The sequence below is a fragment of the Pseudomonas canadensis genome, assembly GCF_030980095.1.
Classification (GTDB): Bacteria; Pseudomonadota; Gammaproteobacteria; order Pseudomonadales; family Pseudomonadaceae; genus Aquipseudomonas; species Aquipseudomonas canadensis.
This window is the reverse complement of sequence record NZ_CP133298.1, coordinates 1,782,330-1,803,871: the sequence shown is the minus strand read 5'-3', so window position 1 is coordinate 1,803,871 and position 21,542 is coordinate 1,782,330. Positions and strand designations below refer to the sequence as shown.

General features: G+C 57.5%; 19 protein-coding genes. 11 read left to right on the top strand and 8 right to left on the bottom strand.

Features of this window, described 5'->3' with window-relative positions; translation table 11 throughout:
* Nucleotides 1-33: 33 nt before the first annotated feature.
* The 5 genes from RB216_RS08405 to kdpF all read right to left on the bottom strand — a co-directional run bounded on the left by RB216_RS08405 (nucleotide 34) and on the right by kdpF (nucleotide 7,204).
* Entirely contained in the window at nucleotides 34-2,685 is a 2,652-nt protein-coding gene (locus RB216_RS08405) for a DUF4118 domain-containing protein (protein WP_028619500.1), read from the bottom strand.
* 30 nt (nucleotides 2,686-2,715) lie between these two features.
* Nucleotides 2,716-3,261 carry a potassium-transporting ATPase subunit KdpC gene (kdpC, locus tag RB216_RS08400; protein ID WP_122686654.1) on the bottom strand — a complete coding sequence of 182 codons (546 nt, stop codon included), beginning with the start codon at nucleotides 3,259-3,261 and terminating at the stop codon, nucleotides 2,716-2,718.
* A 64-nt stretch (nucleotides 3,262-3,325) separates the two neighbouring features.
* Nucleotides 3,326-5,383 carry a potassium-transporting ATPase subunit KdpB gene (gene kdpB / locus RB216_RS08395; RefSeq protein ID WP_308908555.1) on the bottom strand — a complete coding sequence of 686 codons (2,058 nt, stop codon included), beginning with the start codon at nucleotides 5,381-5,383 and terminating at the stop codon, nucleotides 3,326-3,328.
* Nucleotides 5,384-5,404: 21 nt separating this feature from the next.
* Nucleotides 5,405-7,105 (bottom strand): potassium-transporting ATPase subunit KdpA, encoded by a 1,701-nt coding sequence (kdpA, locus tag RB216_RS08390; RefSeq protein WP_028619497.1) that lies wholly within the window; start codon nucleotides 7,103-7,105, stop codon nucleotides 5,405-5,407.
* Nucleotides 7,106-7,114: 9 nt separating this feature from the next.
* Nucleotides 7,115-7,204, bottom strand: a complete 90-nt coding sequence (gene kdpF, locus RB216_RS08385; protein ID WP_003218754.1) for a K(+)-transporting ATPase subunit F — start codon at nucleotides 7,202-7,204, stop codon at nucleotides 7,115-7,117.
* A 393-nt stretch (nucleotides 7,205-7,597) separates the two neighbouring features.
* On the opposite strand from kdpF, the gene eat reads away from it, so the two are divergent.
* Both eat and RB216_RS08375 read left to right on the top strand, forming a co-directional pair.
* On the top strand, nucleotides 7,598-8,962 hold the full coding sequence (gene eat, locus RB216_RS08380) for an ethanolamine permease (RefSeq protein WP_068934625.1): 1,365 nt from the start codon (nucleotides 7,598-7,600) through the stop codon (nucleotides 8,960-8,962).
* A 112-nt stretch (nucleotides 8,963-9,074) separates the two neighbouring features.
* Nucleotides 9,075-9,242 (top strand): DUF2897 family protein, encoded by a 168-nt coding sequence (locus RB216_RS08375; protein ID WP_003172675.1) that lies wholly within the window; start codon nucleotides 9,075-9,077, stop codon nucleotides 9,240-9,242.
* Between the two features lie 8 nt (nucleotides 9,243-9,250).
* Here RB216_RS08375 and RB216_RS08370 read toward each other — a convergent pair whose 3' ends face one another.
* Both RB216_RS08370 and RB216_RS08365 read right to left on the bottom strand, forming a co-directional pair.
* Complete coding sequence (locus RB216_RS08370; protein ID WP_028619496.1) at nucleotides 9,251-10,099, bottom strand: urea carboxylase-associated family protein; 849 nt, start codon at nucleotides 10,097-10,099, stop codon at nucleotides 9,251-9,253.
* A gap of 11 nt (nucleotides 10,100-10,110) precedes the next feature.
* Entirely contained in the window at nucleotides 10,111-10,749 is a 639-nt protein-coding gene (locus RB216_RS08365; protein WP_308908554.1) for a GntR family transcriptional regulator, read from the bottom strand.
* Nucleotides 10,750-10,870: 121 nt separating this feature from the next.
* Here RB216_RS08365 and RB216_RS08360 point away from each other — a divergent pair, with 121 nt between their 5' ends.
* Nucleotides 10,871-11,449, top strand: a complete 579-nt coding sequence (locus RB216_RS08360; protein WP_236320841.1) for a TetR/AcrR family transcriptional regulator — start codon at nucleotides 10,871-10,873, stop codon at nucleotides 11,447-11,449.
* Nucleotides 11,450-11,467: 18 nt separating this feature from the next.
* Here the strand turns inward: RB216_RS08360 and RB216_RS08355 are convergent, their stop codons facing one another.
* The gene (locus RB216_RS08355; RefSeq protein ID WP_028619493.1) at nucleotides 11,468-11,800 is read right to left on the bottom strand and encodes a ComEA family DNA-binding protein; all 333 of its coding nucleotides are present in this window, start codon (nucleotides 11,798-11,800) and stop codon (nucleotides 11,468-11,470) included.
* Between the two features lie 582 nt (nucleotides 11,801-12,382).
* Between RB216_RS08355 and RB216_RS08350 the strand changes: the two genes are divergently transcribed.
* From RB216_RS08350 to RB216_RS08315, 8 genes are read left to right on the top strand one after another with little or no spacing between them, the layout of a single operon-like run.
* The gene (locus tag RB216_RS08350) at nucleotides 12,383-13,372 is read left to right on the top strand and encodes an FAD-binding oxidoreductase (RefSeq protein WP_028619492.1); all 990 of its coding nucleotides are present in this window, start codon (nucleotides 12,383-12,385) and stop codon (nucleotides 13,370-13,372) included.
* A 12-nt stretch (nucleotides 13,373-13,384) separates the two neighbouring features.
* Entirely contained in the window at nucleotides 13,385-14,158 is a 774-nt protein-coding gene (rfbF, locus tag RB216_RS08345; RefSeq protein ID WP_028619491.1) for a glucose-1-phosphate cytidylyltransferase, read from the top strand.
* A 2-nt stretch (nucleotides 14,159-14,160) separates the two neighbouring features.
* Nucleotides 14,161-15,246, top strand: coding sequence for a CDP-glucose 4,6-dehydratase (gene rfbG / locus RB216_RS08340; protein ID WP_308908553.1), 1,086 nt, complete (start codon nucleotides 14,161-14,163; stop codon nucleotides 15,244-15,246).
* A gap of 24 nt (nucleotides 15,247-15,270) precedes the next feature.
* The gene (gene rfbH, locus RB216_RS08335; RefSeq protein ID WP_028619489.1) at nucleotides 15,271-16,584 is read left to right on the top strand and encodes a lipopolysaccharide biosynthesis protein RfbH; all 1,314 of its coding nucleotides are present in this window, start codon (nucleotides 15,271-15,273) and stop codon (nucleotides 16,582-16,584) included.
* A 3-nt stretch (nucleotides 16,585-16,587) separates the two neighbouring features.
* Nucleotides 16,588-18,303, top strand: coding sequence for a thiamine pyrophosphate-binding protein (locus tag RB216_RS08330; protein WP_308908552.1), 1,716 nt, complete (start codon nucleotides 16,588-16,590; stop codon nucleotides 18,301-18,303).
* The gene (locus RB216_RS08325; RefSeq protein WP_308908551.1) at nucleotides 18,303-19,235 is read left to right on the top strand and encodes an NAD-dependent epimerase/dehydratase family protein; all 933 of its coding nucleotides are present in this window, start codon (nucleotides 18,303-18,305) and stop codon (nucleotides 19,233-19,235) included. Before RB216_RS08330 ends, RB216_RS08325 begins: the two co-directional genes overlap by 1 nt.
* Nucleotides 19,232-20,542, top strand: coding sequence for a hypothetical protein (locus RB216_RS08320; RefSeq protein WP_122686646.1), 1,311 nt, complete (start codon nucleotides 19,232-19,234; stop codon nucleotides 20,540-20,542). The genes RB216_RS08325 and RB216_RS08320 overlap by 4 nt, the downstream gene beginning before the upstream one ends.
* Nucleotides 20,539-21,519, top strand: coding sequence for a glycosyltransferase family 2 protein (locus RB216_RS08315; RefSeq protein ID WP_028619485.1), 981 nt, complete (start codon nucleotides 20,539-20,541; stop codon nucleotides 21,517-21,519). The genes RB216_RS08320 and RB216_RS08315 overlap by 4 nt, the downstream gene beginning before the upstream one ends.
* Nucleotides 21,520-21,542 lie beyond the last annotated feature (23 nt).

Sequence of the window (21,542 nt, the reverse complement as noted above, 5' to 3'; positions counted from 1 at the left end):
TCCCATCAAAATCCGTGAAGAAAACAGGGTAGCTCATGCCTCGCGCTCCAGGCCAGGCTGCGTCGGCAGCGGCAGGAACAAGGTGATGCAGGTGCCACGCCCGTCGATACCGTCGGCCACACTGATATGTCCGCCGTGGGCCCCGACCATGCCCTGGCAGATCGCCAGGCCCAGGCCCGTGCCCTGCCCACCACGATCGCCACGGGCGGCGGTGTAGAACATGTCGAAGATCTTTGCCCGTTCTTCCTCGGGAATGCCTGGCCCCTCATCGGCCACGGCAAAAAACAGCTGATTTTCCGTAACGCCGGCGCTCAGTTGCAAGCGGCCTTGCGGGGGTGAGAAACGTGCGGCGTTTTCCAGCACATTGACCAACGCTTGCTCGATCAACGCGGCATGCACATACAACAAGGGCAACTCAGGTGGCACATCGGTGCTCACCTGCAACGGCGCCAGCACCGCACGCAGACGGCCGAGGGCGCTGCCGACGATATCGCCCGGTGACACCCAGTCCCGTGCCAGTTTCAACGCGCCATGGCCGAGGCGTGTCATGTCGAGCAAGTTCTGGATATAGCGGTCCAGGCGCTCAGCCTCATCACGGGTGCCTTCAAGCAACTCGCGGCGATCCTCCAGCGGGATGGCTTCACCGAGCGCCAGCAGGCTGTCGATGCTACCGCGCATGGACGTCAGCGGCGTGCGCAAATCGTGGGACACCGAGGCCAGCAAGGCACTGCGCAGTTGCTCGGTTTCGCCGTGCAATCGAGCGGATTCCAGCTCTTGGGCCAGTTGCGCACGCGCCAGAGCCTGGGCCAGCGGTTGGCTCAAGGCCGTGAGCAATCGACGACGTTGTCCGCTCAGCTCCAGGCCGGGTTTTGGACTGACGCCCAGCAACCCCAGCGGGCCCTCTTCGCCCGACAACGGCCACCACCACCAACGCCCGAACGGCAAGGTGCCGGTGCCCATACCCGCCGGCTGATCATGCTGCCAAGCCCAATCAGCCGCGGCGCGCTCGGCCTCGGTGAGGGTCAGCGGGCCGCCAGTTTCGATCGTCCAACCACCCTGCCCATCACGATTGACCAGGCACAGGTCCAGGTCGCTCCAGCCTTCCAAATGATGCGCAGCCGCGCTGACCACCGCCTGGCGATCGGTGGCAGCGGTGAGTTTGCGCGACAGGTCGAGCAGCTCGCTGGTTTCTTCCTGAGTGTCGCGCAACGCCTGCAATTGGCGGCGTTGGCGCGCGGCCAGGTTGCCAGTCAGCGCCGCCATCAGCAGGAAGAACAACAGCGTCAATACGTCTTCTTCACGCTGGATGGCGAAGGAAAAATTCGGCGGGATAAACAGAAAGTCATAGGTCAGGAACGACAACGCCGCGCACACCAGCGATGGCCCCAAACTACTGCGCACCGCCACCAGCAACACGGCGGCGAGAAACACCAGCGAGATATTCGGCAGCGGCAAGACGCTGGACACCGCCCACGCCACCGCAGCCGCCACCACCGTCGCTACGATCGCCAGTGCATAGTCGAACCACACCAGCCCCCGTACATCCGGCAAGCGCGGCGGTGCCGGGACGTCATCGCTGTCGAGGACGTTGATTTCCAGGCCGCGTGCATTGCGCAACAACCGCGCAGCCAAGCCACCGCCAAACAAGCGACGCCGCCAACGCATCCGCGACTGTCCCACCAGCAACAGGCTGGCGCGACGTTCAGCGGCGTGCTGGATCAGCGTCTTGGCCACCTCCCCCGCCCGCAGCAGCACTACCTCGCCCCCTAGACGCTCGGCCAGTTGCTGAGCATTCTGCAAACGCAACCGGGACTGCTCATCGCGCGCACGGCCGTTATCGATATGCACCAGGCTCCACGGCAAATGCCGACGCTGGGCAACCCGGCTGGCATGCCGCACCAGGCGCTCGGCCTGTGCATCGCCATCCACCCCCACCAACAAGCGACCACGCACCGCCGGAGCGGCCTGGCCGAGTTGGCGATAGCCCTGGGCCAAATCGTCATCCACATGGGCGGCGGCGGTTTGCATCGCCAACTCGCGCAAGGCCATGAGGTTGGTCTGGGTGAAAAACGCATCGATGGCCGCGCGGGCCTGTTCGGGCACATAGACCTTGCCGTCGCGCAGGCGCTCCAGCAGCTCGCGGGAAGGCAGGTCGATCAGCAGCAGTTCGTCAGCCTCTTGCAACACCCAGTCCGGCAGGGTTTCACGCACCTGCACGCCGGTAATGCCGCGCACTTGGTCGTTGAGGCTTTCCAGGTGCTGGACGTTGACCGTGGTGAATACGTTGATGCCGGCGGCAAGCAGTTCCTGAATGTCTTGCCAGCGCTTTTCATGGCGACTACCGGGCGCGTTACTGTGGGCCAGCTCGTCCACCAGCACCAGCTTGGGCTTGGCGGCGAGCAGGCCGTCGAGGTCCATTTCTTCAAGCATCACGCCACGGTATTCGCTGCGCAGCAAAGGCTGTTGCGGCAGGCCGCTGAGCAAGGCCTCGGTCTCGGCGCGGCCATGGGTCTCGACCACACCGGCAATCAGCCGCACGCCTTGGCGCAACTGAGTGTGCGCAGCCTGGAGCATGGCGTAGGTCTTGCCCACCCCCGGTGCGGCCCCGAGGAAGACTTTGAGCCGGCCACGGCCGTCCCGTGGCAGATCGGCTAACAAGGCATCGGCGCGGCCGGAGTCGCTCATGCGGGCAGTGTCCTTCAGGTATTGATCGGGTTACAGCTTTTCCAGGGCCATGTTCAGCGCCAGCACATTCACCACCGGCGGCCCCACCAACGGGCTTTCGATATGCTCATCGAGCAAGCGCTGCAAGGTCGACACCGGCACATTCCGTGCCGCCGCCACCCGCGCCAGTTGATAGCCAATCGCTTGTGGTGGCAAGTGTGGATCAAGACCGCTGCCAGAGGTAGTCAGCGACGCCAAAGGTACGGGCCCCTGGCCGGGTACCAACTGCTTGTTTGCGTCATCGAAGATGCGCGTCGCCAGCGCCGGGTTACTGGGACCAAGGTTGCTGGCACTGCTGGAAACCGTCGCGTAAGCGCCCGCAGATGGGCGTGGGTGGAACCAGCTGTCACCGGTAAAATCCTGGGCGATCAGGCTGGAGCCGCGCACCTTGCCACTGTCATCGCGTACCAGGCTGCCATTGGCCTGGTCCGGGAAGGCGACTTGGGCGACGCCAGTCACGACCAGTGGGTAGGCGACGCCGGTGATCAGGGTCATGAGTACCAGCAGGCTCAGGGCCGGGCGGATCATGTTGGACATTTCGGATTCCTCAATTCGGTCATTGCAACCTGTGGGCACCCAGCTGGCACCCACAGGATTCGGGTCAAACCAGGTGCAACGCAGTCAGCAGCATGTCGATCGCCTTGATGCCCACGAATGGCACCAGGATCCCGCCCAGCCCGTAGATCAGCAGGTTGCGGCGCAGCAACGCCGCCGCACTCGCCGCTTGCACACGCACACCGCGCAGCGCCAACGGAATCAGCACCACGATGATCAATGCGTTGAACACAATGGCCGAGAGAATCGCGCTCTGTGGGCTCTGCAGGTGCATCACGTTGAGCACGCCCAATTGTGGGTAGATCGAGGCGAACAGCGCCGGCAAGATCGCGAAGTACTTGGCCACGTCGTTGGCAATGGAGAAGGTGGTCAGCGCGCCACGGGTCACCAGCAATTCCTTGCCGATCTGCACCACGTCCAGCAGCTTGGTCGGATCGCTGTCGAGGTCGACCATGTTGGCGGCCTCGCGGGCGGCCTGGGTGCCGTCATTCATTGCCATGCCGACGTCAGCCTGGGCCAGCGCCGGGGCGTCGTTGGCGCCGTCGCCACACATTGCCACCAAGCGGCCGTCGTTCTGTTCATGACGAATGCGCGCGAGTTTTTTCTCCGGGGTGGCTTCGGCCAGCACGTCGTCGACGCCCGCTTCGGCAGCAATCGCTGCAGCGGTCAGCGGGTTGTCGCCAGTGACCATCACGGTGCGAATGCCCAGCTTGCGCAGCTCGGCGAAACGCTCACGGATGCCGGGCTTGACCACGTCCTTCAGGTGAATCGCACCGAGCAACTTGCCATCAGCACACACCAGCAACGGTGTACCGCCGCTTTGGGCGATCTTGTCGATTTCCCGCGACAGTGCTGGCAGCAAGTCGCGCCGTTGCTGACCGATGAACGCCAGCAGCGAATCCACCGCGCCTTTGCGGAACACACGGCCCTGGTAGTCGACCCCGGACAAACGGGTTTCCGCACTGAACGGCACAGCGGTCAGCTCATCCGCAGAGGGCTCGGCCTGCGGATGCAAGGCGCGCAGGTATTCGACAATGGATTTACCTTCCGCCGTGTCATCCGCCAAGGACGCAAACAACGCGCCTTCGGCCACTTCCTTGCCGGTGACGCCAGGCGCTGCGACCACCGCCGCACACCGACGGTTACCAAAAGTGATAGTGCCGGTCTTGTCCAGCAGCAACACATGCACGTCACCCGCCGCTTCCACGGCGCGGCCGGACTTGGCGATCACATTGAGGCGCACCAGGCGGTCCATGCCGGCGATGCCGATGGCCGACAGCAAACCACCAATGGTTGTAGGAATCAGCGTGACCAGCAGTGCGACTAGGAACACCAGGGGCAAGCTGCCATTGGCGAAGTGGGCGAAGGGTTGCAGGGTCACCACCACCAACAGGAAGATCAGGGTCAGGCCGATCAGCAGGATATCCAGCGCGACTTCGTTAAGGGTTTTCTGGCGTTTGGCACCTTCCACCAAGGCGATCATGCGGTCCAGGGTCGACTCACCCGGGTTGGCGGTGATGCGGATCAGCAGCCAGTCCGACACCAGGCGGGTGTTGCCGGTGACGGCCGAACGGTCGCCACCGGACTCGCGGATCACCGGTGCGGATTCGCCGGTGATCGCCGCTTCGTTGACCGCCGCGATCCCTTCGATGACTTCGCCGTCACCGGGGATCATTTCCCCGGCGGCAACGCGCACCACGTCGCCTTTGCGCAGGCTGGTGGCCGGTACGACCTTGAAGCTGCCATCGGCCTCTTTGCGGCGAGCGCTCAGGCCTTCACTGCCAGCCTTGAGGCTGTCGGCACGGGCCTTGCCACGCCCTTCGGCCAAGGCTTCGGCGAAGTTGGCGAACAGCACGGTGAACCACAGCCAGACCGCGATTTGCACCGCGACATAGGTGGGCACGGCGGTGTCAGGCACGAAGCACAGCACGGTGGTGAGAATGGCCGTCAACTCGACCACCAGCATCACCGGCGAGCGTTGCAGTTGACGCGGATCCAGCTTGACGAACGCCTGGACCAGCGCCGGACGCCACAGGGCGGAGATGGCAGTTTTGGCAGGCTCCTGGGTTTGCACCGGAGCCGCATTTTTTGCAGGCATATTCATTTTCATATCCCCTTTAGCTCTTTATTTAGGAGCAGCCATGCTCAAGTGTTCAGCAATTGGCCCCAGTGCCAGCGTCGGCAGGAAGGTCAGGCCGCCCACCAGCAAAATGGTCACGGTCAACAGGGTCACGAACAGCGGGCCGTGGGTTGGGAAGCTGTTCTGGCCAATCGGTGCGGTCTTCTTCATCGCCAGGCTGCCGGCCAGGGCCAGTACCGGGAGGATGTAGCCGAAGCGGCCGATCAACATGCCCAGGCCCAACATCAAGTTGTGAAACGGCGTGTTGGCACTGAAGCCGCCGAACGCCGAGCCGTTGTTGGCACTGGCCGAGGTGTAGGCATAAAGCAACTGGCTGAAACCATGAGGGCCAGGGTTACTGATGGCACCGGCCGGACCTGGCAGGCTCGCGGCAATGGCGCCGAGCACCAGCACGCCCACCGGCATGACCAGCAAGGTCACCACCAGCAATTGCACTTCCTTGGCCTGCAGTTTCTTGCCCAGGTATTCCGGCGTGCGACCAATCATCAGGCCGGCGAGGAACACCGCGATCAGCACGTTGAGCAACATGCCGTACATACCTGCGCCGACGCCGCCAAAGATCACTTCGCCGACCATCATGTTGACCAGCGCAACCATTCCGCTAAGGGGGCTGAGGCTGTCCTGCATGCCGTTGACCGAACCGTTGGACGCCGCCGTCGTGGTCACCGACCACAGCACCGTACCGGTGGTGCCAAAGCGTGCTTCCTTGCCTTCCAGCGGCGCGGTTTGCTCCACGGCGGGATTGTTCAGGGTCGGGTTGGGCTGGTATTCGGCCCACAGCGAGGTCGCGCCGCCAATCAGGAACAGAGCCAGCATGCAGCCAAGGATCGCGCGGCTTTGGCGCAGGTCCTTCACGTAGTGGCCGAAGGTGAACACCAGGGCCACCGGGATCAGGATGATTGCGGCCAGCTCGAACAGGTTGGCCCAGGCAGTCGGGTCTTCAAACGGATGCGCCGAGTTGACGCCAAAGAAGCCACCGCCGTTGGTGCCCAATTGCTTGATCGCAATCTGGCTGGCCGCCGGGCCCAGGGGGATCACTTGATCCGCACCTTGCATCGTCACGGCATCTACATAGTGAGCGAAGGTTTGCGGTACGCCCTGCCACACCAGGAACAACGCCAGCACCAGGCACAACGGCAGCAGGCCATAGAGGGTGGCGCGTGTCATATCAACCCAGAAGTTACCCAAGGTCTTGGTGGATTTGCGACCGATCCCACGACACAAAGCGACCAGCACTGCCAGACCGGTGGCCGCACTGACGAAGTTCTGCACGGTCAGGCCCGCCATCTGGCTGAGATAACTCAGGGACGCCTCACCGCTGTAGGACTGCCAGTTGGTGTTGGTCATGAAACTGACCGCCGTGTTGAAGGCCAAGGTCCATTCCTGACCTGGCAATTTCTGCGGGTTCAGTGGGAGATAGTCCTGGAACAACAGGATCGCGAACAACAGCACAAAGCCTGCGAGGTTGAACGCAAGCAAGGCCAGCATGTATTTCTGCCAGCTTTGTTCTTGATGCTCATCCACGCCGGACAGGCGATAACAGGCACGCTCCACCGGGCCAAATAACGGCGTGAGCCAGGTGCGCTGCCCTTCCATCACCTTGTAATAGAACCGCCCCAGGAACGGGGCCGGCACCAGCACCACCGCAAAGAAGGCAATGATCAGCCAATAGTCATAACTGTGCATGGCCCGCTCCTAGTTCCGATCCGCGCGTAATAGCGCAACCAGCAGATAAATGAACAGCGCCACGGCCAATAGCAGTGACACCCCGTCCAGAACGCTCATGGAAGTCTCTCCGTTTAGCGGCGAGTGCCGCGTGTGTGGCAATTGTCGGCAGGAGTGGTGTAAAGGAACGAGAGCGAGGGTATGGGCGGGGCGTAAAGACGGCGTAAAGAGTGGGTTTATGCGGGGTTTACAGGGAGATTTGTAGTGGATGGGAAGGCCTCATCGCGGGCAAGCCCGTCTCCCACAGCGGAATGCGCTCAAGTGTGGGAGCCGGGCTTGCCCGCGATGACGACAGTTGCAACACCACCGCACTCAACTGGTGCAAGGCTGGAAAGATTCAAACGCTAAACCATCCCCCACACGACAGTTGCTCCGCTTTACGACAATGATTCTCAGGCTGGCATGCACGCTGCAACACCTTGAATCATTCCAAACCGTTCAGGGAGCAACACAATGAATACACAACTCAAACCCACCTTGGGCACCCTGCATTTATGGGGCATCGCCGTCGGGCTGGTGATTTCCGGCGAATACTTCGGCTGGAGCTATGGCTGGGGCGTCGCAGGGACCCTGGGCTTTCTGGTCACGTCCTTGATGGTCGCTGCGATGTATACCTGCTTTATCTTCAGTTTCACCGAACTGACTACGGCGATTCCTCACGCAGGAGGGCCTTTTGCCTACAGCCGTCGCGCTTTTGGTGAAAAAGGCGGACTGATCGCGGGACTCGCAACCTTGATCGAATTTGTCTTCGCACCACCTGCGATCGCCTTGGCCATCGGCGCCTATCTTAATGTGCAATTTCCGGCGCTGGACCCGAAACATGCGGCCGTCGGTGCTTATATTGTGTTCATGGGCCTGAACATCCTCGGCGTCAAACTCGCCGCCACCTTTGAACTGGTGGTGTGTGTGCTCGCCGTCGCCGAGTTGCTGGTGTTCATGGGCGTCGTCGCACCTGCGTTCAGCTTCAGCAACTTCGCCCTGAACGGCTGGGCCGGCTCAGACTCCTTTGGCGCACCCGCGATTGCCGGAATGTTTGCCGCGATTCCGTTCGCTATCTGGTTCTTCCTCGCCATTGAAGGCGCGGCCATGGCGGCTGAAGAAGCGAAAGATCCGAAGCGCACCATTCCAAAAGCCTACATCAGCGGCATCCTGACCCTGGTGATCCTGGCCATGGGCGTGATGTTCTTCGCGGGCGGCGTGGGCGACTGGCGCACCCTGTCCAACATCAACGATCCCTTGCCACAAGCCATGAAAACCGTGGTGGGTGACAGCTCCGGCTGGCTGCACATGCTGGTGTGGATCGGCCTGTTTGGCCTGGTAGCCAGTTTCCACGGCATCATCCTCGGCTACTCGCGGCAGTTCTTCGCCCTGGCACGCGCCGGCTACCTGCCGTCTTTCCTCGCCAAACTGTCGCGTTTTCAGACACCGCACCGGGCAATTATCGCCGGGGGCGTGGTCGGCATCGCAGCGATCTATAGCGACGGCCTGATCAACCTGGGCGGCATGACGTTGACCGCAGCGATGATCACCATGGCAGTGTTCGGCGCCATCGTGATGTACATCATGAGCATGCTCAGCCTGTTCAAACTGCGTAAGAGCGAACCGCTGCTGGAGCGTACCTTCCGCGCACCGGGTTACCCCATCGTGCCGGGCATTGCATTGGTACTGGCGGTGGTGTGCCTGGTAGCCATGGCCTGGTTCAACGCGCTGATCGGGCTGATCTTCCTGGGCTTTATGGTGGTGGGGTTTGCCTACTTCCAGATGACTGCGCAAGACCGTGCCGATGCGCCGGCAGATGCGATGTTGACCGGGCTCTGATCTACTGAGAGGCAGAACGGGCCTACACTGAACTAGTAAGAAAGCCCGTCACTCAAAGCAGTTATTCCCGTGGGAAAGTTCTCCCACGGCAATCTGCCTCAAGGAGAGCCTTATGCCGTGGTATGCGTGGTTGATTATGGTAGTTGCGATCGGATCGATCGTCGGTGGGCTGATGATGCTGCGAGACAGCGCCAACAAAGTCGAACTCACCGACGAACAGCGCAAGCGCGTGGCCGAGCGCAACGCCCAGGCGGATGCCAAGGACGCGCAGGACCGCTGAACCTTGGGTTACTCCCAAGCCGCCTTGGCAATATGCAACCCGTGCTGCCCCTTATAGGCGGCACGTTCCGGCTGGCTCCAGCCGTTAAGCAACTCATCCTCCAGCTTGTATATCTCAACCCCCAGCGGACGGCACACCGTCAGCGGATCCTGTGCCTGCGGCCCCCACATCGGCAGCGACAGGTCCCCGCCGGGGCACGTCGACAACGCACACAGCAAATCAATCTCGGCAAAGAACTCAAGGTAATCGCCCTTCTGTGCCGGGCAAGCCTTCATGAAATACATGTCGTCATGATTGAGGCCGGTGCACTGGAAAATATTCAATACGTCATGCACGTCGAACTCGGTCAGACCGTGGGGCAAAACCGCGCGGGTCAGGTTCGAATGGCAATGGTGGTGGAAGTCTTCGCCGGTGAGCATGCGGTTCACATAGGGATCGCAACGCGTACCCAGCAAGTCGTGCAAGCGCCCGCCATGTTCGTCTATACCGTAGCTGGCCAGGCTATCGTCAGTGATTGTCACCAAAGGCCGCAGAAATGGCAGGTTCGACCATAGCCGGTCATGGGTGCTGACATGGGCGCCCTGCAATTGGCGTGTACGTGCAGCCCACAATCGCTCGCGAGGGTCGTTGGCGTTCCAAACATTGAAATCACCCACCTGCGGGCCGACCGGCGTGGTCACGCGGAACACGTGCCCGGCCGGCACTTTCCACGCCCTGCCCGTACGGATCGGCACTTCGAACTGCTCGATCAATGTGCGTTGCTGTTTTCGATCACGAATACGCTCGTAAAACGCCGTGTCGACCTGCAGCGCCGAACCTTTACTGACTTGGTACGCGGCCGGGTAGTCTTTGTACATGGTGCAGATCCTCAATCAGGGGCGGTTAAAGACAGGCGTTCCGAATCATCCAGGTACAGGCTCATTGCCTCCCCTGCCGCCGGTTTATCCTGCTGGGCCAATAAGGTAAAAATTTCACGATCGCGCTCCAACCACGGTGATTGAAAACGCTGTTCATCAGGCGCGGCGCAAAACACCAGACGCAGTTGAGCGATGACTTGGGCAAAAAACTCATCGAACAAAGGGCTGCGCATCAACCCGACAATCTGCTGGTGAAACACCAGGCTGTGAGTGGCGACCGCACGCCAGTCCTCGCGCTCACGGGCCAGGGTGGTTGCGTCGATGGCGTTTTGCATGTGTTCGGATTGGGCCGCTGTCAAAGGACCGCTTTGGGCGATGGACTGCAGTTCCAAGGTGCGACGGACTACGAACAAATCACGCACTTCCTCTCGTTCCAGTCGTCGGACCATGACCCCTTTGTTGCGCACATAGCGGGTCAACCCTTCTTGCCCCAAACGGTGCAACGCCTCGCGGATGGTGTTGCGTGAGGCGTTGTAGGCCTTCACCAGCTCCACTTCGACCAACGGCATGCCGGGCAGCAACCGCCCACCGATGATGTCAGCACGCAGCTCCAGGGCGATCTGGTCGGCTAAAGACAAGCTGAGTGTCATGACCACCTCGCGATTGTTGAACAATCTTCTGCGTTAGAGGTAATCACGTTTCATGCCAATGTGCATGGATGAAAAAAGGCCCAAGTTGGTTAAGATGCCAGCCTGTAACCGAGGCCACCCCATGCGTTATTCATCCGACCACAAAGCCCAGACTCACCAACGCATAATCAAAGAAGCCTCCGTCCGCTTTCGTCGCGACGGTATTTGCGCGACTGGCTTACAGCCGCTGATGAAGGCGCTGAACCTTACTCATGGTGGGTTTTATGCGCATTTCAAATCCAAGGATGAGTTGGTGGAGAAGGCGCTGCAGTCGGCTGCGGCAGAGCTGGATGCCCATTGCGAAATGCTGTTCAGCCAGGAACGGCCGCTGGAAGCATTTATTGACAGTTACCTCTCGGAATGGCACCTGACGTCTCCAGACCAAGGCTGCCCGCTGCCGACCATGTCGTCCGAACTGGGCCTGAGGGGCCAGCACAGTCCGACGACGGATGCGGTGCTTAAGGCTCGACTGAATCAGATTGAAGCCGCGCTGGAAAACCCGAATGCCGATCGGCAGAGCCTGGTAATGATGTCGACGCTGGTGGGTGCATTGGTGCTGGCTAGAAGTGTCAAAAGCACAGAGTTGGCGACGCGCATCATGGACGTGGTGCGGGAAAGCTTGAAGACGCAAGTGCACAATGTTGAAAAGGCCGATCAATGACCGGCCTCGTTTCTTGCCTTACTTGATCACGATCCTTTCGCGGTTCTTCTCCAGCAAAGCCTTGCCGATACCTTTTACTTCCAGTAACTCGTCCACCGCGGTGAACGGACCGTTGCTTTCGCGATAGGCGATGATCGCCTTGGCCTTGGCAGCCCCGATGCCGAAGAGATCACGGCGCAGGGTTTCAGCATCGGCGGCGTTCAGGTTGACCTTGGCGGATTGCTCGGCCTGACGCGTTTGCGCGGAGAGGGGGGCTGGCGCTTCAGGCTTGATGGACGGCGCTGCGGTGGTGGCTACGGAGATGCTGGTGAGAAAGGCAAAGATAAGGGAGGAAATATAGATGTTTTGCATTGGTGACGCTCCATGACATCGATAAGAGAAAAGCAGCTTTTCCGAAGCTGCCTTTCTACGTTAGGTCATGTTTGGGACGAGTCAAAAATGGGAAGATTACTGGGTATTACTCTGCCGACCCTGCAGTCAGTAGAGCCTGCATTTCCAGTTAAGGCCCCAAGCAGGTAGAATCGCGATTACTTACGGAAAAATCAGCTCGAACGCACATGAAAATTGCCCCCTTGTGCGATCGTGCTGATCTTGAAACCTATTACTTCTGGCAGCCGGGCGTTTGAATATCCGGCGCTAGGCACATTAAAAACACCGTCCGTCGGACAGTACACTGACGGCCAAATGCCGCCATGGAACAACCGTTCCCGGGCAGCCTGGTTTTCTGCCTTAACCTATATCAAAAATGCCCTAGGCCTGGGTATGTAGTCTGCGCGCTGAATGCCTTATGCCTTCGCACTTTCAGCGCAACGACGAGAGGAGATGTAAACGTACATGGGTATCAAAAGTATGTCGCAGGTGTGTGCAAGAGCCTACGTCCAATGGGATGGACGGATCTCTTATGACGCCCTCCCCGAGCGTGGTGTCTGACACATGTCGATTGTCACGCTCTCGAACCACAAGACATTTACGGCGGAATCCGGAAAAAGCCTTCTGGATTGTGCGAAGTCCCAAGGGACTGTACTCGAGTATAGCTGCCGTAACGGTCGATGCGGCGTATGCAAGGCTAACGTTATCCAGGGCGAAACTGAGCTGGTTCAGCCCGAACTGGCACTGACGGAAGAAGAGCGTTCTTCGGGAACCATCCTGACATGCTGCCGAGCCGCGATCACCGACGTTGAACTGGATATCGAAGACCTTGGGTTATTGGCTGATATTCAGATCAAAACCATGCCTTGTCGCCTCGACACCTTGGAACGCCTTGCAGACGATGTCGTACGAGTAGTGCTTAGAACACCGCCCAGAAGTGCGTTGTTCTACCTTCCCGGGCAATACATCGATGTCATTGGAAAGGACGGCGTACGCCGTAGTTACTCCATTGCCAACGCCGTCCGTGAGGATGCCAAGCTCGAACTGCATATTCGCCAAGTCGCCAATGGGGTCATGAGTCAATATTGGTTTGACGAAGCCCAAGCCAACGATCTACTGCGGCTGGAAGGCCCTCTGGGAACGTTCTGCCTGCGCGATGCCCGGACTACGAACCTGGTGTTCATGGCTACCGGAACGGGGATTGCACCTGTCAAGGCCATGCTCGAAGCATTGGCGGCCGCGCCTGAATCAATTAGCAATAAGCGTATCTATGTATATTGGGGCGGTCGCACGGAGGCAGACCTGTATTGGCACCTCGACTTCCCGACACTGGACCTGATCTACCGGCCCACTCTTTCTCGTGCGAATGCACAGTGGTCAGGTGCAACGGGCTACATCCAACAAGCAGTACTTGCAGAAAACCTTGACCTCGCGGATACCTCGGTCTACGCGTGTGGCTCTGAAGCCATGATTCATACGGCGCGCGAAGTGCTGACACAGGCTGGCCTGCCCCTCAAACATTTCCATTCTGATGCCTTTGTAAGCTCGAATTGAACCGGAGACAGCATGAAAGCAGTTATTTTGGCCGGTGGCCTGGGAACACGGCTCAGCGAAGAAACCAGTTTGCGCCCAAAACCAATGGTGGAAATCGGCGGCAAGCCTATCCTCTGGCACATCATGAAGATGTACTCCGCACACGGCATCAATGACTTCATTATCTGCTGTGGCTACAAGGGATATGTGATCAAGGAGTACTTTGCCAACTACTTCCTCCACATGTCCGACGTCACTTTCAACATGCGCGACAACACCATGAAGGTGCACGACCAACGTGCTGAAGACTGGAACATCACTCTGGTCGACACCGGCGACGAGTCCATGACCGGTGGTCGCCTGCGTCGTGTCGCCGACTATGTCAAGGACGAAGAAGCTTTTTGCTTCACGTATGGTGACGGCGTCAGCGACATCAATATCAGCGCCACCCTGGACTTCCACAAGTCACATGGCAAGGCCGCGACACTTACCGCGACCTATCCGCCTGGTCGTTTCGGTGCCTTGGATATCCAGCAGGGCCAAGTGATGAATTTCAAGGAAAAACCCAAAGGTGATGGCGCACTGATCAACGGCGGTTTTTTCGTGTTGAAGCCTGAAGTACTCCAGTACCTGAAGGACGACAGTACGACCTGGGAACAGGAACCACTGATGAACCTGGCAGCAGAGGGCCAACTGATGGCCTATGAACACCCAGGGTTCTGGCAACCGATGGACACGCTGCGCGACAAACACTACTTGGAAGAGCTTTGGCAGTCCGGCAAAGCCCCTTGGAAAACCTGGGCTTGAACATGACGTCGACCGTTTCCCCAGCCTTTTGGCGAGGCAAAAAAGTCTTCCTGACCGGCCACACTGGATTCAAGGGCAGTTGGCTGTCTTTATGGCTGACCAGCATGGGCGCACAGGTGAAAGGTTTTTCCCTGGCACCACCGACCCACCCTGCCCTGTTCGTCGAGGCCAAGGTGGCCCAAGGCATGGAGTCGGAGCAAGGCGATATTCGTGATCGCGCGGTAATCGCCCAAAGCATGGTGAGCTTTAACCCCGACGTGCTGATCCATATGGCAGCGCAACCGTTGGTCCGTTTGTCCTACCGCGAACCGGTCGAGACCTACGCTACCAACGTGATGGGCACCCTGCATGTGCTGGAAGCCGCCCGCCAATGCCCGAACCTGCGGGCTATCGTCAACGTCACCACCGACAAATGCTACGAAAACCGTGAATGGGAATGGGGTTATCGTGAAGACGAACCCATGGGCGGCCATGACCCGTACAGCAACAGCAAGGGGTGCGTGGAACTGATCACCAGCGCCTACCGCAAATCGTTTTTCAACAACCCGCAAGGTACCGCGCTGGCGTCCGGCAGGGCCGGCAACGTGATTGGCGGCGGCGATTGGGCAGAGGACCGGCTGATACCTGATATCCTCAGTGCCTTCGAGAAAGGTCAACCCGTCACAATACGCAATCCAAAATCGACCCGGCCATGGCAACACGTGCTGGAACCGCTGAGTGGTTACCTTGTGTTGGCTGAACATCTCTGGACCCATGGGCATCGTTTTGCCCAGGGCTGGAACTTCGGCCCCAAGGATGAAGACGCACGCCCAGTGGAGTGGATCCTTGACCACATGGTGCAGGCTTGGGGTAAAGACGCCCATTGGCAACTGGATCAGGACGCGCAACCGCATGAGGCCAACTACCTCAAGCTGGATATTTCCAAGGCGCGCGCCCACTTGCACTGGGCACCCAGCTGGAACCTCGAGACCACGCTCGCCCGAATAGTTAACTGGCATCGCGCCTGGTTGAGCGGCAACGACATGCAGGCCCATTGCCTGGAAGAAATCAATGCCTACATGCTCGCCATGCAGGCCGGCAACAACTAACTCTATTTTTTAGCAGGATTTTTCATGACCCCCGATATGCTCCGCCAGGAAATCAGCAAGCTCGTCGAGCAGTACGCCAACGTTGCATTGGCGAGCAAGCCGTTCGTGGCTGGCGAAACCATTATCCCGCCGTCCGGCAAAGTGATCGGTGCGCGTGAGTTGCAGTTGATGGTCGAAGCCTCCCTGGATGGCTGGCTGACCACTGGCCGTTTCAATGCCGAATTCGAGAAAAAGCTGGCAGAATTCCTCGGTGTCAAATTCCTGCTGTCGGTCAACTCCGGCTCTTCCGCCAACCTGGTTGCTTTCAGCACGCTGACCTCACCCAAACTCGGTGAGCGCGCGATCAAGAAAGGCGATGAAGTGATTGGCGTGGCCGCGGGCTTCCCAACCACGGTCAACCCAATCGTTCAATTTGGCGCGATCCCGGTGTTCGTTGACGTTGACATGGCTACCCACAACATCAACGCTGACCTGATCGAAGCGGCCATCACACCGAAAACCAAGGCGATCATGCTGGCCCACACCCTGGGCAACCCGTTCAACCTGGGCAAGGTCAAGGCGCTGTGCGAAAAGTACAACCTGTGGCTGGTGGAGGACTGCTGTGACGCCCTCGGTGCGACGTATGACGGCAAGCTGGTAGGTACTTTCGGCGACATCGCCACCCTCAGCTTCTACCCTGCGCACCACATCACCATGGGTGAAGGTGGTGCAGTGTTCACCAACAACCCGATGCTCAAGGTGATTGCCGAGTCGTTCCGCGACTGGGGCCGCGATTGCTACTGCGCACCCGGTTGCGACAACACTTGCGGCGACCGTTTCGGCCAGCAATATGGCAGCCTGCCTCAAGGTTATGACCACAAGTACGTATACGCGCATTTGGGCTACAACCTGAAAATCACCGACATGCAAGCCGCCTGCGGCCTGGCCCAACTCGAACGAGCCCAAGACTTCATCGATACTCGCAAGCGCAACTTCAAACTGCTCAAGGACCGACTGTCCAGCCTGTCCGAGTTCCTCGAAATCGCCGAAGCAACTCCCAACAGTGACCCATCGTGGTTCGGCTTCCCGGTGACACTCAAGGAAAGCAGTGGCGTCAACCGTGTTGATTTGTTGAAGTACCTTGACCAGCACAAAATCGGCACACGCCTGCTATTTGCAGGCAATTTGACTCGCCAACCGTACTTCCAGAACCTGGAGTACCGTGTAGTGGGTGAATTGACGAATACCGACCGCACCATGAACCAGACTTTCTGGCTCGGCGTACAGCCGTCGCTAGGCCAGGAGCATTTTGAGTTTGTCGGTGAGAAGCTGGAAGAATTCTTTGGGATTGGTTTCTAAACAATGAAAGCATCGGATGCGGTTGCGTTAGTTCTTGCTCAGAACAAGGTGTTGTATGGCTACGAGTTGATCGGAGGGATGATCACCCACCTGGTTGACAGCATCAATCAGTTGGGTGAGACCAAGCTAGTCTCGGTCCACCATGAGCAAGGGGCAGCGTTTGCTGCATCCGCGGTTTCTCGCGCGACACACCATGAGGTACTTGGTGTCGCCTTGGGCACAAGCGGCCCTGGCGCAACCAACCTGATTACCGGTATTGCTGACTGCTGGCTTGATAGCCATCCCTGCCTTTTCCTGACGGGCCAGGTGAATACCTACGAACTCAAGGGCGACAGGAATATCCGCCAACAGGGTTTCCAAGAGCTTGATAGCGTGGCGCTGGTCAGCAGTATTACCAAATATGCCTACCAGATCAGGCACGTGGACGAGTTGCTCCCGTGCCTGCAAAAGGCGATCGACACTGCCAGAGAGGGACGCCCAGGCCCGGTTCTGCTGGACATCCCTATGGATATCCAGCGAAGCGACATTGATGACGCCGTCGTACACGCGCTTTTGGTACCACAGCCGGAGCGGGTCGAGGCTTCCTTACAGGAGTCCGACCTGGAAGCGATCAAAAACGCGCTGGCATCTGCCCAAAATCCTTTGATTCTGTTGGGTGGAGGGGCTGTCAACGCACGTAACTTCACACCGTGGCTCGATCAACTGGAAGCGTCGGGCATACCTTACGTCGCCAGTCTGAAGGGAGCAGAAAAGGTCCCGGCGAGCGCGAACTACCTGGGCATGCTCGGCGCCTACGGAACGCGTACCGCCAACTATGCCGTGCAGAATTGCGATTTCCTGCTGGTGCTGGGTAGCCGCCTGGATGTTCGACAAACCGGTGCCAAACCCGAAGATTTTGCCCGCAAAGCCCAGGTTTTCCAGATCGACCTGATGGAGGGGCAACTGAACAACCGCGTTAAGGCGCATTCTTCCTACGTGATGGAACTGAACACGTTTTTCGCACGGTTCCCTCTTTCCAAAGTGCAAGAAAATACGGCATGGGCTACCTGGGCTGCTGATTTACGAGCTGATTTCGATCAGAGCTTCGTCGATGAGTACACTGATTGGTCGGTGAGCCCTTTCGTCATCTGCTCAACCCTGAGTGCTTTGACCAGAGGGCGTGCTGTCGATTTTGTTGCCGACGTCGGCAACAATCAGATGTGGGCGGCGCATACGTTGCGATTGAGCCAGGGTCAATCCATGCACCATTCCGGCGGTCTCGGCACCATGGGGTTCGCGATCCCGGCGGCCATTGGCGCCTGCAACGCGGGCAACAAGCCTGTCATTGTCATTACAGGTGACGGCGGGGCTCAGCTCAATATCCAGGAACTGGATATCATCGCCCGCGACCAACTGCCCGTCTTGATCATTGTGCTTAACAACCACTCCCTGGGAATGGTCCGCGGGTTCCAGGAAATGTACTTCGAGGGACGCAACTCTTCGACCTACTGGAATGGCTACACCTCACAGTTCAAAGCCATTGGTGAGGCCTACGGCATCAACTCCGCGGTCGTGAGCACCCATGATGAATTTGCGACGCAGGTCAGAATGTTCATTGAATCACCCCGTCCCGCGCTGATCGAACTGATGATGCCTGACGCCCGAGAATGCCGTCCACGGCTAGAATTTGGTCGCTCGATTGATCAGCAGTTGCCTGAAAAAACGCGGACATCACGCTGATGCACATCGCAATATTCGGCGCGAACAGCCAAATTGCCCAAGACCTGACACGTTCACTCGCCGCAGCTCGAACATTCGAGCTGAGCCTGTTTGTGCGGGACAAAAACAAACTCGACATATCGGCATTGATATCCGCAGAACAGCGAAGTATCAAAATCTTTGAGTACGCCAAGTTCGATCAAAACACTCCGTTCGATGCAATCATCAACTTTGTAGGGGTCGGCGACCCCGCAATGGCATCGAGAATGGGATCTGCCATTTTCGACATCACCTATGAGTATGACAAGCTCGCACTTGAATACCTTAAAGCCAACACCGAGTGCCGCTATATATTCCTGAGCAGTGGTGCTGCCTATGGCGGTGATTTCGCAACCCCCGCACAGGCTCAGACCCTCGCCACGTTTGACATAAACAACTTGAAATCAACGGATTGGTACGCTGCCGCAAAGTTTTACGCAGAGGCGAGGCACCGAGCGCATCAGGGCCTTAGCATCGTGGATATCCGGGTATTCAACTACTTCAGTCACACACAAGATTTGAGCGCACGTTATTTTATAACCGACGCTGTCCGCGCCATCAAGGACAACACCGTTCTGACGACGTCTCCCGCGAACATGTTTCGTGACTACATAACGCCCCTGGACTTTTACACGCTTATATCAAAAGCATTGACATTCAACGGAGACCTCAACGTAGCTGTCGATTGCTATACCAATGCCCCAACCGACAAGTTTTCAATACTCGATCATCTTCGGAACAATTTCGGCCTACAATTCACCGTCGAAAAAACCACTCAACACATCAATGCAACAGGTGCTAAACAGCACTATTATTCCGAAAACAGAATGGCATCGACATTGGGCTACGCACCACACTTCAACTCCATTGAAGGATTGACTCATGAAATCGAAAGATGTCAATTCATTAAATGAATTATAGAAAAATATTCAATCACGACTTTCGCAACACTGCAATAAATCAGTTATGGCGATTACTCTCGGGACCTGCCCTGCTCATCCTGGTCCCCCTTTACCTGTCATCCGAAGCCCAAGGATACTGGTACACCTTCATCAGCATGGCCGCACTCGCGGTGTTCGCAGACATGGGGTTTTCTGCCGTGCTGCTATTGTTCGCCTCGCATGAATTTGCACACCTCAAGTTCAATAATCAGAAAGAACTTTGCGGCGCACCTGAGCACATCAGTCGACTGGCGACGTTATTATCTTTCGCCATGCGCTGGGCCAGCGGCATGGCGCTCGTTGTTTTCCCGGCCGTGCTCTTGATCGGGTATTTCATACTGAATGGCAAGACGTCCCAGATAAACTGGCAACTTCCGTGGCTGGTATACGGTGTGGCATCCGTCATTGTATTCATCAATAGCATTGCACTGTCCTTCATAGAAGGATGCGACAGCGTGGGTGACGTTCAGAAAATTCGTTTCCATGTCAGCGTGATCAGTGTATGCGTGACCGTTATCCTGCTGATCAGCGGCGCAGATCTGTATGCTCTGGCCTTTTCATTATTAGCCGGCGCACTGGCAGGCACCTCAATAATCCTTCATCGCTACAAAGCCGTGCTGGGACAGCTTTATAAACTGACAAAACTCAACAGCCACCCTTGGTTCAAGGAAATAATGCCGCTCCTTTGGCGTTTCGCATTGAGTTGGGTCAGCGGCTATTTTGTACTGTCTATATTCACCCCTCTCTCTTTCAGCTATCACGGGGCCGTACAAGCAGGCCAAGTTGGCTTCTCAATGGCCATTTGCATGGCAATGTTCAGTATCGCCAACATTTGGATAACCATTATCACCCCAAAAATAAATATGTATGCGGCCCATCGTAATACCACTGCGCTCGATCAAGCCTTCAGAAAAGGCGTAGCGCTGGCAATAGCCACTTATGCCGCGGGCATGGTAGCGCTCTTCACCGGCCTCTGGCTGATGGAGGGCCACCCCTTGATAGAGAACCGCCTGCTGCCGACCCTCCCTCTGTTGATGGTCAGCATAGGATGGCTGATGCAGCTGATCATCAATGCAATGGCGATCTATATGAGGGCTTATAAAAAAGAGCCACTGGTCGTGGTATCGGTCCTCAATGGGCTGTATGTTGCGATCACAACTTTGCTGGCCGCGAAGTACCTTCCGTTCGAATACCTTTTTTCTGGTTTTACAAGTGCGTACGTATTGGTCTTACCATGGGTTTATTGGATTTTTAGATCTTTCAAAAGGCGTTCATCATGAGTTTTCAGCCTAATCCTGTATTGTCCATTGCACTGCCTACCTACAATCGAGCGGACTTCCTTGACAGCTCGCTAGCGGCGCACCTGCCGATACTAAGGCGCCATAACATTCAAATTTTCATTTCCGACAATGCCTCGACAGATGAAACCTTCAAGATTGTCGAAAAATGGAAAGCGGAATACCCGCTGCTGCACTACTCGCGCAACCACGAAAATCTGGGCGCGGATTTAAACTTTGAAAAAGCGCTGTCTTTATCGGACACCGCATACACATGGCTACTGGGCGACACTTCACAATTCTGTGCCGACGATCTCGACAAGGTATTGAATCTTTTAAAAACAAACATCCCTTATGACGCCGTATTGGTAAACCTCGTAAACAAGATTGAAACGCCGGAAGCCACCTATCAAGACGCCAATGCATTACTGGAAGATCTCGCAGGGCTCATGAGCTGCATGAGCTGCTTGATCTATAGCAAAGCGCTGATAAATGATGCAGACTTTTCCCGCTATCACAATTCTAACTTCATACAAACAGGCATCCTCTTCGAGTCTATTGCGAACCGCCCCTTTCAAATTCATTGGCTACCCCAGGCATCCGTCACATCCCTTGAAAGCCCACATCTCACGAAAACCAGTTGGGCCCACACAGACAAAATATTCAAGATCGGCCTGACCTGCTGGGTTAACTTTATATTTTCGTTACCCGTCAGCTATTCGCTGAAAGGAAAACTTAAAGCCTGCACCCGTTTTGGCGAAGTATCCGGCGCGTTCACGATCAAAGGCATGCTGTCTCTGAGGGCCAGAGGGTTGTTAAACTACGGCGTCTATAAAGCGTACCGAACGGATCTCAGGCTGTCCGTGGGCTACCCTAGTTGGATCGTCATGGTGATATCAGTCATTCCAAGATCGATGCTCAGTAAGGCAGTCAACCTGTACCTCAAACGCGCACGCACTCTACCGGTGGCAGACCACTAGTTTGCTTCCACCTGTTTACATAC